The sequence below is a fragment of the Salinivibrio kushneri genome (assembly GCF_005280275.1).
Lineage (GTDB): Bacteria > Pseudomonadota > Gammaproteobacteria > Enterobacterales > Vibrionaceae > Salinivibrio > Salinivibrio kushneri.
The window spans coordinates 831,872-846,719 of the sequence record NZ_CP040021.1 but is presented as its reverse complement, the minus strand read 5'-3'; the positions used below and the strand labels follow the sequence as shown (position 1 = coordinate 846,719).

Genomic DNA, 14,848 nt, shown 5'->3' with positions numbered 1-14,848 from the left:
GATCCACAAAATATGCCTTATGTAGAAAGAGGAATCGGAGTATATTCTGGTGATATCGATACAGTCTAGTTAATTTTTGTACACCTCACCGTCACGCGTTTGGCAGCCAAACGATTTAATACTTTTATCAATCAAATGCTCACCTTATCTTGACCCGGCTAGTGGCTGCCCCTCATCATTATTTCTACCATTCTTTGTTCGTTTGCGGTCATGCGTCTTGAATACACAGGCTCGATGCCAGAATGCATCGGCTTTCTTTTACTGCCCCGCTTCTCGATGATGGCCTTTTTCTCTGCCGTCGAGCCACTGCGTATTGCCAACCAGATCAGTGGCAAGCCGCTATTTGATTGGCAAATGATCAGTGAAGATGGCAAACCAGTGAAGGCGTCTAACGGTATGTCATTGCTGGCCGACAAAGCGATTGATGCCGTGCATGACCTGCCCTCGCTGGCCGTGTGTAGCGGTTTTGATCCTGAAGCCTATTTAAGTCGCCCCTTAATGCGCTGGCTGCACCGCCTTGATGCGGCAGGTTGCGCGCTCGGCGGGCTCGATACCGGCTGCTTTTTGCTGGCCGCTGCCGACTTGCTCAAGGGTGAGCGGGTCACCTTACATTGGGAAAGCCTGCCCTCGTTTCAAGAGCGCTTTCCGGAGGTAAGCACCTCAGATGAGCTGTTTGAACTGGGACGGCGGCGTTTTTCATGCGCAGGGGGCGCAGCGGCGATGGACATGGCGCTGGATGTGATTGCGCGTCGCCACGGCACCCAGTTAGCGATCGACGTCTCTGAACAGCTAGTGCACGAGCGCATTCGTACTCGGCGCGATCAACAGCGAATGACACTCGCCCGCCGTTTAGGCACCCATCGCCGACGTCTGGTCGACGCGGTGGATGTGATGGAACGCCATATAGAATCCCCCCTGCCTTTGGCCGAGGTGGCTCAGCGCAGTGGTATCTCACTTCGCCATCTGCAACGGCTTTTTGATAGCGAGCTGAACCAGTCACCACGAAGCTGGTATTTGGGGTTGCGGCTAGAGCGTGCCCACTACTTGCTAAAAGAAACCGATCTCGATGTGTTGTCCGTGGGGTTGGCGTGTGGCTTTAGCTCAAGCTCGAGTTTTTCCCGCGCGTTTCGCAGCCATTACGGTGTGTCACCGCGCCAGATGCGCAAAGCCCAAAGCCAGTAAAAGAAGAAAAACAAGATAGATAAAAAGCCGCTCACCCCGCCACCCTAATCGGCAACAGAATGAGCAGCTTGTCTCGCGTTTAGCGCGTCTTGGTGCGACGCCTTAAACCGCTATTTTTTCGCGGCCAGCTATTTTTGGCGGCTAGCTTTTTTTAGGCGCGACCAGCGAGCGGCGCGACTCACCAAACAGTGAGATCAACACCCCGGTGGTCATCACCAGAATCACCACGCTCAGTGGCAAGGCGGCGGCGATCAATGCCGTCTGTAGCGCTTTAAGGCCGCCGGCCATTAGCAGCGTTGCTGCCACCAAGCCAATTACTACGCCCCAAATAACACGGAAACGCCGCGGCGGCTCCTCGTCACCCAGAGATAAGATTGTCGTCAGCACCAAGGTGCCCGAGTCCGACGAGGTCACAAACCAGCTCATCAGCAAGAACACCATCAGAGCCGAGAGTATCCAGCCGAACGTGCCAGTGCCAACAATGCCATCAGCTGCCGCAAATAAGGCCGCTGGCAGCTCCCAAGCATTAACCAAGTCGATAATGCCGGCACTGCCCACACCACCACTGGCATACAGCTCCTGGTAAATCGCATTGCCGCCAAAAATCACCAACCAGACAAAGATCAGCAAGGTAGGCACAAACAATACCCCCAACACGAACTCACGCAGGGTGCGCCCTTTGGAAATACGCGCAATAAACAACCCTACAAAGGGCGCCCAGGCAAGCCACCAGCCCCAATAGAAAATAGTCCAGGCCTGCTGCCAATCTACCGTACCCGGCTCATCAGCAAACCACAGCCCCATCGGGATAAAGTTAATCGCATAGTCGAGTAAGGTTTCACCAAACGCGCCGAACAACCACAGTGTGGGGCCGCCAATTAAAAAGACGCCAACCACAAACACCGACACCCAAATATTCATCTGCGAAATAATACGGATCCCGCGGCGCACACCAGAGACCGCCGACACAATCGAGATAAACGAAATCACCGCAATCAACACCAGTTGGGTCGATAAGCCAGAGGCGATTCCCATCAAGCGCTCCAGCCCCACGGCCATTTGACTCACGCCAAGCCCGAGCGACGTCGCCACACCAAACACGCAACCCAGCACCCCAAGGATGTCAAACAGATGGCCCCAGGCACCGAAAATACGATCGCCGATAAAAGGATAAAGCGCCGAGCGCAGGGCCAAAGGGAGTTGCTTACGGTAGGCAAAATACGCCAGCGACATACCGACAATCACATAGATGGCCCAGCCATGCAGCCCCCAGTGGAACACGGTGACCCGCAGCGCATCGATGGCGCGCTCATAGCCAATGGCCGCCGCGCCCGCCATGTCGGCGTGGGGATTGTTGGGATAACCAAATCCACCGGTGTTATCGAGATAAAAGATGGGTTCGGCCACCCCAAAAAACAGGATGCCAATACCAATGCCGGCAGAGAACAACATCGAGAACCAAGAGAAGTTACTAAACTCTGGACGACTGTCGTCAGGGCCGAGCCGCACGTTGCCGTACTTGCTGAAAACGATAAACCCGCACACGGTCAATAACAGCATCACGGTGACCAGGTAGTAGCCACTAAAGGTACTTTCAATCCAGGTGCGCGTGGCACCGAACAAGACACTGGCCGTCTCGGATTGAAAGCCGGTGAACAGCACAAACGCCAGTACCAATACGGCTGAACAAATGGTCATGCCGCGGTGCATGCCTTGGAAGAAGCCACCTTGCGCAAGCTCGGTGACCATATAATCGGTCGAGGTAGCAGCCTGCTGGCTGTCACCACGTTGGGGTGAGTTTGGGGGTGTTGAAGTAGCGATAATGATTCCTCCTTGAGCCGGAAGTCGGGCCGGCGATCCCGTAATCCGCCCAGGCTCTGCTGGGCGGGACCTCATGATGGCTCACCATCTTGGTGACGACGCGCTCACTGCCTACTGGGTAGGCCGATGCGACGCCCAGCAAGCTGGGGCCACTCATTGTCGGATGCGGTAGGCAGCCGCTCAATCAGGCTGGAGACAGCATCCGGAAACGGTGCGGGGCGACCGGTTTGCGTATCGATGCCCATCAGCATCTGCTCGCTGGTGGCCAGCACCTCACCTTGGCTATCACGCATTTGCATAAACACATGCAGACGCTTTTGATCACGCGCTAACACGGTCACGTCGACCACCAAGGTCTGGCCTTGATGCGCCTCACGTCGGTAACACAAATGGGTTTCTAGGGTATAAATGGTATAGCCATGCTGGGTGCGGCCTGCGTCATCCAAGCCAATGGTAGCCATTAGTGCATCGACACCCAGCGAGAACACGCGCGCATACTCGGCATCGTTCATGTGTCCGTTATAATCGACCCAGTCGGGGGCGACGTCTATCGTTAACAGTGCCATTAGATGCGCCCTTCCAAACCTTCAGCCTCGGGCCAATACTTCTGCGCCAAGTCTAAAAGCTCGACCAAAAACGCATCACGGCGACGGTCTAGCTCAGAAACAGGACGACCCGCGGCTTGGTGTTCACAGCCTTCGACCACTTTATCAATCAGATCATCGGTCAGCTCAGGCGCTTCCAGCTTGGTCCACGGCAGTTTTAGCGCCGGACCGAACTGCTCTAGCATATGGCGCATGCCCTGCTCACCACCGGCCAGATGGAAAGTTAAGAAGGTGCCCATCAGTGACCAGCGCAGGCCACAGCCATAAACCACTGCCGCATCAATCTCTTCAGTAGTGGCCACCCCGTCGTTAACCAGGTGCAAGGCTTCACGCCATAGCGCTTCCATCAAGCGGTCTGCAATATGCCCCTCGATTTCGCGCTTAACCACCAAGGGACGCATTGCCAGCGCTTGGTAAAGTGCATGGGCGCAGTCAATATGATCCGATTGAGTAGCCTCGCCGCCCACTAATTCAACCAGCGGCAACAAATACACCGGATTAAAAGGATGCGCTACCATCACCCGCCCTGGGTGGTTATGGCAATCCGTCTGCAGCTCGGTGGGTTTAAAGCCAGAGGTCGATGAGCCAATAATCGCGCTTGGCGCCGCAGCAGCATCAATTGCCGCCAAGGTCTCGCGCTTAATATCAATGCGCTCCGGCACGTTCTCTTGGATCAGGTCGGCCTCTTTCACCGCCTGCTCAAGGCTATCAACAAAGGTTAACCGAGCAGGATCCGCGCCTTCGGCAAGGCCCAGTTTTTCTAACGATGGCCAGGCATTGGTCACAAAGGCACGGGTGCGAGTGGGCGCTTGTGGGTCAGGGTCATAGGCAATCACGTCCCAGCCCTGCGCCAAGGCACGCGCAATCCAACCATTACCAATCACACCAGTGCCGATGACCGCTAACTGCTTGCTCATTGGTCACCTCCTTCAACCGGCTTACCCGTCTTAGGATCAACCAGTTTCAGCGCAGCGCGCGTTTGTGCGGGCGTCATAATACGACCGCCAAGGTTTTCAATGATGGTGCTCGCCTTTTCTACCAAGCCGCCGTTGGTCGCCATTACCCCTTTTTCTAAGTAGAGGTTATCTTCCAAGCCCACGCGGGCATGGCCACCCAGCAACATGGCTTGCGCCACCATCGGCATCTGATGGCGACCAATTCCAAACGCCGCCCAGTTGGCGTTTTCAGGCAGCTTATTGCGCATGGCCAACATGGTTTCGGTGTCCGCTTCTGCGCCCCAAGGAATGCCTAAGCAAAGCTGAAACAACGGATCGCCCTCGAGCAAACCTTCTTTTTGTAGCTGGCGGGCAAACCAAACGTGGCCTAAGTCAAAGCACTCCAGCTCTGCTTTCACGCCCGCGGCCTGCACCATACGGGCTTGCTCACGTAGCCAGTCGGCGGTGTTAATGTACACCATGTCACCAAAATTCAGGCTGCCGCAATCTAAGGTGCACAGCTCAGGCAATAGCTCGCCCACTGGCGCATGACGCTCGGCTGGGGTTTGCATATCGGTGCCCGGGCCACCACGGCTTGGATCTTGAGCGTCCGGCATCCAATCACCGCCGCCACCGCCGGTGATGTTCATGACAATATCGACGTCTGATTCGCGAACGCGCTCCATCACCTCACGGAAGTGATCAATATTATGGCTAATGCCGCCTGTTTCAGGGTCACGCACGTGAATATGAGCGACACTGGCACCAGCACGCGCCGCCTCAATACAGTTATCGGCAATCTGTTTTGGCGTGACTGGCACATTGGGGTTTTTGCCCGTGGTATCGCCCGCACCGGTGACGGCGCAGGTAAGGATGACGCTGCGATTCATGTTCGGCCTCTTGTCGCTTGATTAAACTGGCCACAGTGTGTCGGGAATACAGCGTCATAACTTGACACTACGCGACATAAAAGCAGCAAAAAGAGACATAGTGAGAAGAGGAGTTCGTTCAAGAAAACGACACGGTTTACAACGCAGCGATGAGAATATTTGACGGTGAAGTAGCGGTGGAGTGGTCATCCAGCAGGCTCAACACACTGAAATGACAAGGCCCGCACTGAATAGCGCAGGCTTTCTGGTGGTGTGAATGGTTTAGCTAAAGCTATCTCTGAGGGTACGATGACGTCTTCCTCGTATAACTCACCAACTGTTATCTGTAGGTGAGTGGCAGTGTCCATATTATTAGCGATTGTTTACTAAAACATGCATGCACAGTCAGTAGCTGCTTTTTAGCATATTTAACAACCCCGGATAAGCCGCTTCTAACTCCTCCCTGCGAAGTTTAGCGAACGACCGGTTGCCACGATCAACATGAGTAATAAGGCCTGAATCTTTCAGAATTTTAAAATGATGTGACCGCGTTGCTTTCGTAACCGTGAGGCCAAAAGAGGTGCAATGCCTTTCTGCATCAGCCTCATCACTGATTAAGTCAACGATGATTTTTAACCTAATGGGGTGTGCAAGCGCCTTCAAGATCTCCAGCAGCTCATCTCCGCTGTTCTGCGTTCCTGTTTCAACTTTTGCCATGACATTCCTACCTGCTCAAAAATACAAACACATTGACATGCTTTTCATACATATGTAAGGTTCGAAACTTATCGAACGTACGATGATACCAAAACACCTGTATGTTCTCATATGAATGCATTTTTTCAAACTTTGAAATGAATACGTAAAAGCGTTACGACATCTTTAGTAACGCACAGAGAGGTAAGAGGTATAGATGGACCTTAAAGGTGCAACAATTTGTTCGAAGTTAAATCAACTGCAGCGCAGCTCAGTGGAAGGCGGCTCTATACCATGGTCGGAGGGTATTATTTTAAGACGCCCGGACAACCTACCAATAATGACAAGTCTATAGGGTTTATAATCTATGACTACACTTAATAAAAATACAAATCTACTTATCTTATTTTCCGTACTATTAGCTGTATTTGTTGTACCAAGCTCTATTTCAGGTACCGCGATTGCACTGCCTTATATTAGTGCAGATATGCAATCTGACCTTGCAAGTCTTCAATGGGTGGTGAATGCTTTCAACCTGACGTTCGCTTGTTTTACACTGATTTGGGGGAAACTCTCTGATATTTTTGGTCGAAAGCGCTCTTTTATTGCTGGTGCATTGATTTACACATTAGCATCAGTTGGTTCTTTTTTGGCCAACAATGCCCTGTGGCTCGATATCTTTCGAGCTTTAGCCGGTGTAGGAGGAGCCGCAATTTTCTCATGTGGTAGTGCCATTTTTGTACATGTATTTGAAGGAAATCAACGTACCAAAGCATTCGCATTATTTGGGACGACAGCAGGGTTAGGCATTACATTAGGTCCTACAATTTCAGGACTATTGTTAGAAATGTGGAGCTGGCAAGTAATTTTCGCCATGCATGCAGTCGCGCTTTTTTCTGTACTGCTGGTTAGTACTAAAATCCCTTCAGATGAAGCAGCGGATGTACGCCTTTCACAAGTAGATTTCTTGGGTTCACTACTTTTCATTTCAAGTATGTTCTTGCTGATGCTTGCTCTGTCAAAAGGTTATGACTGGGGATGGGAAAGCTCAGAAAGCCTGCTAACGCTAGCCAGCGGCGCTATACTTTTTATTCTATTTCTTATCCGTGCTCAATTAGCCAAAAACCCTGTACTTAATTTAAGCCTACTTAAAAATCGTAAGTTTTTAGGGTTTATTTTAGTTCCGGTCGTCGCGAGTTTCACTTTCGTCACCTTGTTAACCTATTTCCCGACCTATCTGACAGGCCCTATGCAACTACCAGCCTCAAAAGCTGGACTAATGATGATCTTTCTAACGTCACCAGTTCTAATATTTCCTTTGATTGCCGGAAAATTGGCATCAAGAGGAGTGAGTTCTAAGCTTCTAATGTATATAAGTATTTTAAGCATGTTGATAGGAACATCACTACTGTTATCATCCATTGATATTGTTCTTAACCTCCCAGTTTTATCTATCTCTTTATTATTAATCGGGATAGGGATGGGAATGTCCGCCGGGCTTGTAGATGGAGAAGCGCTAAGTTGTGTTGATTCAAATGAAATAGGTATGGCAGCAGGATTATTGAATACCTTTAGACTAGGAAGTGAAGCCATTGCAGTCGCCTTGTATGGGTCATTACTCAGTTCAACTTTGTCTGAGATTGTTCCAGTTAACTTACGTGCACTTGAATTACCAAACATCGGCGAATGGGTGAATAGCATTACATCCGGTAACTTTGTTTCGATGGTTGAAGCAACCTCTGGAGTCAATCAAGAGTTTCTATTAAAAGAAGTGATTCGCACCTATAACTATGCGTTTACAGCCACAAATGTTGTACTCGGATCAATCGCCTTACTGGTTAGTTTAATGGTATTCGGACTCTTGCGTAAAGAGCCGAAACGATCACCTGCTGAAGCATCAGATATATAGGTTCATCATGGATGAGCTATCGCTAAAACACTGATAAAATTTCGACCTGTAACGCCATTCGGTTAGAATCGAGTGGCGTTCCTGTTCTTTCTCTACACTGTCATCAGCAACCCGATTGACTTATTCGCATGAAGACAGACCGTTATGATAACAACGCCCAAACCTCCATGACGCACTTTTGCTCCAGCGGCATTCTTGGACAATCAAGAAGCACTTCAAGCTTACTTAGATGAAGAGATGCCAGCGTGCGACCCCGCATTTATCGCCGATGCTCTGGGTGTGATCGCACGCGCCATAAGAATGGCAGATGTTGCCAAGCAAACCGGTCTTTCACGAGAAACGCTCTACCGCACACTCAGCCAAAAAGGCAATCCCTCAAGACACTGATGGCGATTGTGGATGCCTTAGGGAGTGGAGTCGAGGCTTGGTCTAAGTCAACAAACGCGCAGTAGTCACTGCGGCGCTGCTGTCAAAAGTTGTTAAACCAGCCGATACAATCCATCAAATGAGTGAGCCCGCGCTGAATAGTGCGGGCTGCTTGGTGGAGTGGCGCTAGAGGGTAAGCCATTGAGACTTTAGCTTATAAATGAACAAAACTGTTTAGACGGTCTTGCTAATTTAGCAAATTATGAATTAATTTAGGTATGGAAAGTCTCCTAAAGGCGTGTCTAGCATAGGTGGTATAGTTCTGTACTTACCCGAACTAGCTGTCGGCTCTTAATATGGTTTATTCTGGAAGACCAATACCGTAAATCGACCTGACTCGATTGTCATATCTCAGACATCTAGACTGAGCCAATAACCGTTGAACATTACTGTCATAGAATCCACCCTCTGGGCTGAGTACTTTGAATGAGCTGGTCACTAACTGATCGTTAACTTGTCCGAGTTGGTCAACAAGCTCTCTAGCCTGACCAGCTAATCGAGTCAATTTAGCTACATCACGATCGTCGCCCAAGACCATACGATCTGCCGTCTGTATAAGATTTCTGGCTATAGAGAAGTGACGTTGAGATTTCTGCAACGTTTCTAGGAACTGGTAATCGATAGGAATTGAGCTTAATTGACTCAAAGCATCATTCCATGGATAGTTTATTATTCCCTGCTCCCTGTGTTGTGCTGAAACTAATTCTCGCCATCTCGAATTACTGTCTGTGATTATTACTGAACCTGTTACCTGTGCAACAAACAGTGCCATTTCATAATTTGGCCCCATTCTAAACTGCATGAACTGCCCGCCTTCTCCAGCATTCATCTGTTGCAACATCATCAGTGGTGAAGCCTCTGCATAGCGTTCTAATTTTGAAATGCTATCTGTTGCCATTTCTTCAGTTAACCCAAACTGATGCACTAGTACTTGGATTTTCGCGCCTCTAGGCATCATCGCCATTGAATTTAGCAAGTCTTCAGTTGAAAGACGAAGGTATAGCCGCCGATCTTGCTCGCAGATTATCTCGTCTGGGCGAGCCCGATCCCTAGCCATGTCCATCATGGCTCTCATTAGACTGAGATCAAATTCGCTTGGATTGGGAATAAGGTTAACTAGGCCAAGCCCAATAAACGGCTCTATCTCAAGCATGAATAGGAAGTCCTTTAATGCTTGATATTTATACTTACTTGGTGATTGTTTAGGGCTAAACTCTGGCCTGATATTGTTAGAGTTGGTTATTGGTGATTCTATCAAAAATTCGTCAAATACAGACGCCAACGGTAATGCATGAGCACCAATCACCCGCACGTCTACTGGGCCTGTATACAGCCCTCTAAACTTTCCATCGGGCTTGGGCAGCAGCGAGTAAATATCAGTTTCACGAGGCCACAAGGATGAATAGAAACCGTAGATTTTGGATATCTGATCGTCAGATAGTTCGCGCCTGACATCCAACCATGTTTTACCGCTATCTAAACCAAGAACATTACGAATACAGTTGCAAAATGCTAGATTTCGCTCACGAATACTTGCGACATCCCAAGTAGCGCGCAGGTCTACAGGAACGTTACGACAACAATTCTTGTACTTTCGGCCACAACCACAAAGGGAATTTCTACCAATCTGAGCTTCGTCGATATTCTTGTTCAGGTAATCATTTGGAGGTGTAATCCGGCCAAATGCATCCTGATAGTGCACGGAGCCATCTTCAAACTTGGCAAACATTTCACCACCATATCTGTGCAGTTCACCAGAAGGAGGCAACAGGACGTGCCTTATATCAGCCCAATCACAAGTTAAATCATTTTCAGGGTATAGCCATTCCTCTTTGCCTGCTGCAACTGATGATTGAGCTCTACTTTTAATAACGTAGTTAATTTTTCTCACTTCGTCCGAGGTTAATTTACGAGAGTTGATAAACTCAATGGTGTTGACCATGCTTTGACGAATACGGGTGGCATTGGTTCGTTGCTGAAGCGGATTTGCGTTATCTGGGTCCTGAGCATATTCAAGGTTCGTCAGAATCAAACATCGATTCTTATCTAAAGGGAATATGGTTTGCGACCCCTTTAAGGAGATATCAGGATCACTAGGGTATCCACACAACTCAGAATCTGGAGAGCAGGCATAGTTGTAAATTGTCACTGGATGGTCTGACACTATAAACTTAACGTCAGAATTCTCAGCAGATACTAGTTCCCGTACACCTTCAGCCCAAAAAGTACAGTGCATAGACCGCAGAGATTGCATTTCCATCATGAGTTGTAGCTGAGTTAGATCTGGGTATTTACTCTGAACCCAGTCTAAACCTTTTGGTGTTCTTAGCTTTTGAGCATCAAGATAAATGAATAGATTCTGAAAATTCTGATGCCATTGAGATTGGTCGTCAGTTAGGAATGCACGAATAGCTCTACAGCCATTGTCATCAATAGGACCAAAGAGTTTTTGTTCGATCTCATCATTAACTTCTGTTCCCAAAAATGTTGAATAGAGATCTTTTTTATAGAAACGTTGAGCGGAAGTTTGCCATTTCTTGGAATAGACCGTTTTGGTTTCACCATTCTTCAGGTCAATGTCTCGGCGCATTAAGTGGCAAAGCTGATTATCTCGCTCATCCATAAAGCCTTTTTGGTGCCATTGCGGCACAAAATGGTTATCTCTTGTTTTAGTCACTCTATCGCCATCATATCAAAGCATCTTCATACATATGGGTAGCGTATCGCAACAATTTAGTTACCGGAAGCGGACAAGCAATTTAGTTACTCAAAGTACGTCACATTACCAATGTTAGGATATAAACGACTTAACCGCGCCATCATAATGCCTCGGCTGAGACGCTTTGGGGCATAAATGAGCTAGCCCCTACTCCCTTAAAAATCACAGTGACACCTACCCTAATCCTTCCTATGCTGACTATCCACTTCTTCGGCGAGCATGCCGTAGATCACGATCAGGTTATAACTGACCATGCCAAGGACTTGGCCGTTTTCGATTACGGGGGCGCGGCTGATGCCGAAGCGTTCGAATAAACGGGCGCAGTATTTCACATTCATATCGGGGGAGACGCTAAGCGCGGGTTTGGTCATAACCTCATAAACATTCACCCGTGATGGTGCGCGGTTTTTGGCGAGCACTTTTTTGGCAATGTCGTTCATTAACACCAGGCCGAACTCGTCGCCATCATCGCGTTTATTAATAATCAGTGCTTTGACATCTTCTTGGCGTGCAATGCGGATCGCTTCTTCGACTGTGGTGAGCCCATCAATACACACGGCATGGGCATGCATCACATCTCTTACCGTTTTATGTTGTTTCATAACTCGTCCTTCACCACTTCGGTTAATTCTCGCATTTGGTGGGCCACGCCCACGGCATCTTCCACATCAATTTGCACCGCGATACCACTGCCGGAGGTGGCATCGAACTCGCCTACATCATTAATGGTTTCAAGTATGGTGCGCGCTAAGTGCTCTTCCACTAGGAAGATGGCTACGTCCCGCTGCACATCCAGCGTCAGCCCTAAAAAGGTTTTCTTTTTCACCAAGCCTTCGCCACGCGCATTGTTAATAATGGTCGCGCCGGTAGCGCCGGCTTGTCTGGCGGCATCGAGCACCGCATCGGTTTTGGCATCTTCAATAAACGCCATGATTAATTTGAACCGCATAGGCTCTCCTTACGATGAACGCTGTGCGTGCTTTTTCTGTAAATAGGCTGTGATTTGGGCATAACCCATCACGGTGATCATCGGAAACAAACTAGCAAACGCAATTAAGCCAAAACCATCAAGCATCGGGTTTCTTCCCGGTACGGTAGAGGCTAGCCCCAGCCCGAGCGCCGTCACCAAAGGCACGGTCACGGTTGAGGTGGTCACCCCTCCAGAATCATAGGCCAAAGGCACGATAAACGGCGGAGCAAAATAGGTTTGGATCACCACCACCACATAGCCGGTGATGATGTAATAATGGAGCGGATCGCCCACCACAATGCGATAGCACCCCAAGGCAATCCCCATTGCCACCCCGAGCGCCACCGAGGCGCGCAACCCATTCACCCGGATCGCCCCGCCCGAAACCTTGGCTGCTTTGATTGCCACCGCAATTAACGAGGGCTCAGCCACTGTGGTGCTAAAGCCAATCGCCGCGGCAAACAGATACACCCAGTAGTAGGCTTGCCAATTAATCTCGCCGCCGGCTTTGAGCGCTGCGCCGACAAAATCGGGAGCGGTCAGCTGCTCGGCCATCGACGATCCCAGCGGGAATAGCGCCAGCTCCAGCCCCATTAAAAACAGGCTCAAGCCCAAGATCACATAGAAAAAGCCGAGAAAGATCCGTTTGGGGTTGTTGAGCGCTTTGCGCAATACAAACAGCTGAAAGCCAAAGATGATCGCGATAATCGGGATCACATCGCGCACGGTGGAGAAAAAGGTGTCGAGAAACAGAGTGAGTGGATTGTTCATGCCACCACCATGCCGTAGGCCATCACGAAGATCATCGGCGATAGCGAGGCAAAGGCAATCAAGCCAAAGCCATCCACCATGGGGTTACGCCCTTTGATCACGGTCGCCAGCCCCACGCCAAGCGCGGTCACCAATGGCACCGTGATGGTCGAGGTGGTCACCCCACCCGAGTCATAGGCAATGCCGATAATGCTGGGCGGTGCGACCATGGTCATTGCCACCACCAACAAATAGCCGCCAATGATTAAACGGTGGATCGGCCAGCCTTTCATAATTCGCACCACCCCCAGCACAATCGCAAAACCGACCGAAAGCGCCACGGTTAGCCGCAGCCCATTGGCGTAGCTATCTTTGGCTGCCTCTGTGGTGTTTATCATCCCGCCGTTAGCGGCGACATCTGCCGCTTCCGCCGCCACCGCGGTAAGTGCGGGTTCCGCAATAGTGGTGCCAAAACCGAGCAAAAACGCGAACGCAATTAACCACCCTAAACTGCCTTTGTGTGCCAGCGAATGTGCCATGGATTCGCCAATCGGGAATAGCCCCATGTCTAAGCCGTATACAAATAAGGTCAGCCCCACGACCACCAGCACCAAGCCAAAGGTAATCGAAATCCAGTTGGGCAGCGGTTGTTGCAGGACAATCACTTGAAAAAAGCCGATCACTAGGATGATGGGTAAGAGATCGCGAAAGCTTCCTAGCAATGATTTGAATAACGCTTGCATGTAGGCGACATGACTCCCTGCGTAGTAAAATGAAAAGCACACTTTTTATGCGCATATTTATGTTAGCACTCCCAATTTGGCGTGCGAGGGGCAGAGGAGAAAACTGCGCGATCAAACCGATTTTGGTTGCGGTACGTAACAGGATACAAAGCAATCACTTGCGCTAAGTCTAAAACCCTCTTAGCGTTATCTATATCACCCATTACTCGACGTTAGGACATCAGGCATGAAACTGTTAATCACTGGCGGCACTGGCCTGATTGGTCAGGCGTTAATTCCTCGCTTGCTGACCGAGCATCAGGTCACTGTGTTATCGCGCTCGAAGCAAAAGGTCACCCAGTGCTTTGGCGATAAAGTCACGCCGTTAGAGCGCCTTGATGACCTCCCTCACCTGAATGATATTGATGCGGTTATCAATCTGGCGGGCGAGCCGATTGCCGATAAACGCTGGAGTGAGCAACAAAAAGGCATCATCTGCACCAGTCGCTGGGGATTAACGGAAAAGCTGGTCGAGAAAATCCATGCCAGCAGCACCCCACCTCACACCTTTATCAGCGGCTCGGCAGTAGGATATTACGGCGATCAGCAAGATCGCAGCTTTGACGAAACCTTGGTGGTTCATGCCGATGATTTTGCCCAGCATGTGTGTCATCAATGGGAAAAAATTGCCTTGAAAGGTGCCTCGCAACAGACGCGGGTGTGCTTGCTGCGCACCGGCGTGGTGTTAAGCGCTGAAGGTGGCGCGCTCAAACGGATGATGCTGCCGTATAAACTTGGCCTTGGCGGCCCCATTGGTAAAGGCCAGCAATACATGCCGTGGATCCATATTGATGATATGGTCGGCGCGATTATCCACCTGCTCAATACCCCTGAGCTTAAAGGGCCGTTTAACTGCACCGCGCCAGAGCCGGTCACCAATAAACGTTTTAGTCAGGCGCTTGCCCGTGCTTTAAAACGCCCACACGTGTTCTTTGTCCCTACTCTGGCGATTAAAACCATGATGGGGGAAGCCTCGCACTTGCTGCTCGATAGCCAGCGCGCCCTACCCCATGCGTTGGAGGACGCGGGCTTTAATTTCCAGCACCCCAAGGTGGAAGAAGCGATGCAGTCTTTGTTTAAGTAGCGGCTTTTGTCTTTCGCACAAGCGGTGTTATTAGCCGGATTTTGCTAGACGTTGTATACAAAAAAGCGGGTATCAACTTTCTTGATACCCGCTTTGTTAT

Annotated in this window: 13 protein-coding genes and 1 pseudogene; 4 read left to right on the top strand and 10 right to left on the bottom strand. The window is 49.9% G+C overall.

Annotation, left to right across the window (positions count from 1 at the left end; all coding sequences use genetic code 11):
- Window positions 1-210 precede the first annotated feature (210 nt).
- On the top strand, window positions 211-1,182 hold the full coding sequence (locus tag FCN78_RS04125) for a GlxA family transcriptional regulator (RefSeq protein WP_077658831.1): 972 nt from the start codon (window positions 211-213) through the stop codon (window positions 1,180-1,182).
- A 141-nt stretch (window positions 1,183-1,323) separates the two neighbouring features.
- On the opposite strand, the gene FCN78_RS04120 is transcribed toward FCN78_RS04125, so the two are convergent.
- From FCN78_RS04120 to FCN78_RS04100, 5 genes are all read right to left on the bottom strand, one after another.
- A complete protein-coding gene (locus FCN78_RS04120) occupies window positions 1,324-3,078 on the bottom strand; it encodes a BCCT family transporter (protein ID WP_235607540.1) in 1,755 nt (584 codons plus the stop codon).
- A gap of 29 nt (window positions 3,079-3,107) precedes the next feature.
- Window positions 3,108-3,569 carry a thioesterase family protein gene (locus tag FCN78_RS04115; RefSeq protein ID WP_077649095.1) on the bottom strand — a complete coding sequence of 154 codons (462 nt, stop codon included), beginning with the start codon at window positions 3,567-3,569 and terminating at the stop codon, window positions 3,108-3,110.
- Window positions 3,569-4,525, bottom strand: a complete 957-nt coding sequence (locus FCN78_RS04110; protein ID WP_077658829.1) for an L-carnitine dehydrogenase — start codon at window positions 4,523-4,525, stop codon at window positions 3,569-3,571. Before FCN78_RS04110 ends, FCN78_RS04115 begins: the two co-directional genes overlap by 1 nt.
- Window positions 4,522-5,433 carry a beta-keto acid cleavage family enzyme gene (locus FCN78_RS04105; RefSeq protein WP_077658828.1) on the bottom strand — a complete coding sequence of 304 codons (912 nt, stop codon included), beginning with the start codon at window positions 5,431-5,433 and terminating at the stop codon, window positions 4,522-4,524. Before FCN78_RS04105 ends, FCN78_RS04110 begins: the two co-directional genes overlap by 4 nt.
- Window positions 5,434-5,817: 384 nt before the next feature.
- On the bottom strand, window positions 5,818-6,129 hold the full coding sequence (locus FCN78_RS04100) for an ArsR/SmtB family transcription factor (protein ID WP_077658827.1): 312 nt from the start codon (window positions 6,127-6,129) through the stop codon (window positions 5,818-5,820).
- A gap of 346 nt (window positions 6,130-6,475) precedes the next feature.
- Between FCN78_RS04100 and FCN78_RS04095 the strand changes: the two genes are divergently transcribed.
- A complete protein-coding gene (locus FCN78_RS04095; RefSeq protein ID WP_077658826.1) occupies window positions 6,476-8,017 on the top strand; it encodes an MFS transporter in 1,542 nt (513 codons plus the stop codon).
- Between the two features lie 186 nt (window positions 8,018-8,203).
- Window positions 8,204-8,404: pseudogene (locus FCN78_RS04090) on the top strand (addiction module antidote protein); the annotation flags it as partial.
- A gap of 340 nt (window positions 8,405-8,744) precedes the next feature.
- On the opposite strand, the gene FCN78_RS04085 reads toward FCN78_RS04090, so the two are convergent.
- The 5 genes from FCN78_RS04085 to FCN78_RS04065 all read right to left on the bottom strand — a co-directional run bounded on the left by FCN78_RS04085 (window position 8,745) and on the right by FCN78_RS04065 (window position 13,625).
- Window positions 8,745-11,120: a DUF4238 domain-containing protein gene (locus FCN78_RS04085; RefSeq protein ID WP_077658825.1), complete on the bottom strand. Its 2,376-nt coding sequence runs from the start codon at window positions 11,118-11,120 to the stop codon at window positions 8,745-8,747.
- A gap of 221 nt (window positions 11,121-11,341) precedes the next feature.
- Window positions 11,342-11,764 carry a CBS domain-containing protein gene (locus tag FCN78_RS04080; RefSeq protein ID WP_077658824.1) on the bottom strand — a complete coding sequence of 141 codons (423 nt, stop codon included), beginning with the start codon at window positions 11,762-11,764 and terminating at the stop codon, window positions 11,342-11,344.
- Window positions 11,761-12,111: a P-II family nitrogen regulator gene (locus FCN78_RS04075; RefSeq protein WP_025674528.1), complete on the bottom strand. Its 351-nt coding sequence runs from the start codon at window positions 12,109-12,111 to the stop codon at window positions 11,761-11,763. Before FCN78_RS04075 ends, FCN78_RS04080 begins: the two co-directional genes overlap by 4 nt.
- Before the next feature lie 9 nt (window positions 12,112-12,120).
- Window positions 12,121-12,903, bottom strand: coding sequence for a DUF1538 domain-containing protein (locus FCN78_RS04070; RefSeq protein ID WP_069361068.1), 783 nt, complete (start codon window positions 12,901-12,903; stop codon window positions 12,121-12,123).
- Window positions 12,900-13,625 carry a DUF1538 domain-containing protein gene (locus FCN78_RS04065; RefSeq protein WP_069361069.1) on the bottom strand — a complete coding sequence of 242 codons (726 nt, stop codon included), beginning with the start codon at window positions 13,623-13,625 and terminating at the stop codon, window positions 12,900-12,902. Before FCN78_RS04065 ends, FCN78_RS04070 begins: the two co-directional genes overlap by 4 nt.
- A 226-nt stretch (window positions 13,626-13,851) precedes the next feature.
- On the opposite strand from FCN78_RS04065, the gene FCN78_RS04060 reads away from it, so the two are divergent.
- Window positions 13,852-14,748 (top strand): TIGR01777 family oxidoreductase, encoded by an 897-nt coding sequence (locus FCN78_RS04060; RefSeq protein ID WP_077520246.1) that lies wholly within the window; start codon window positions 13,852-13,854, stop codon window positions 14,746-14,748.
- The last annotated feature ends 100 nt before the right edge of the window (window positions 14,749-14,848 follow it).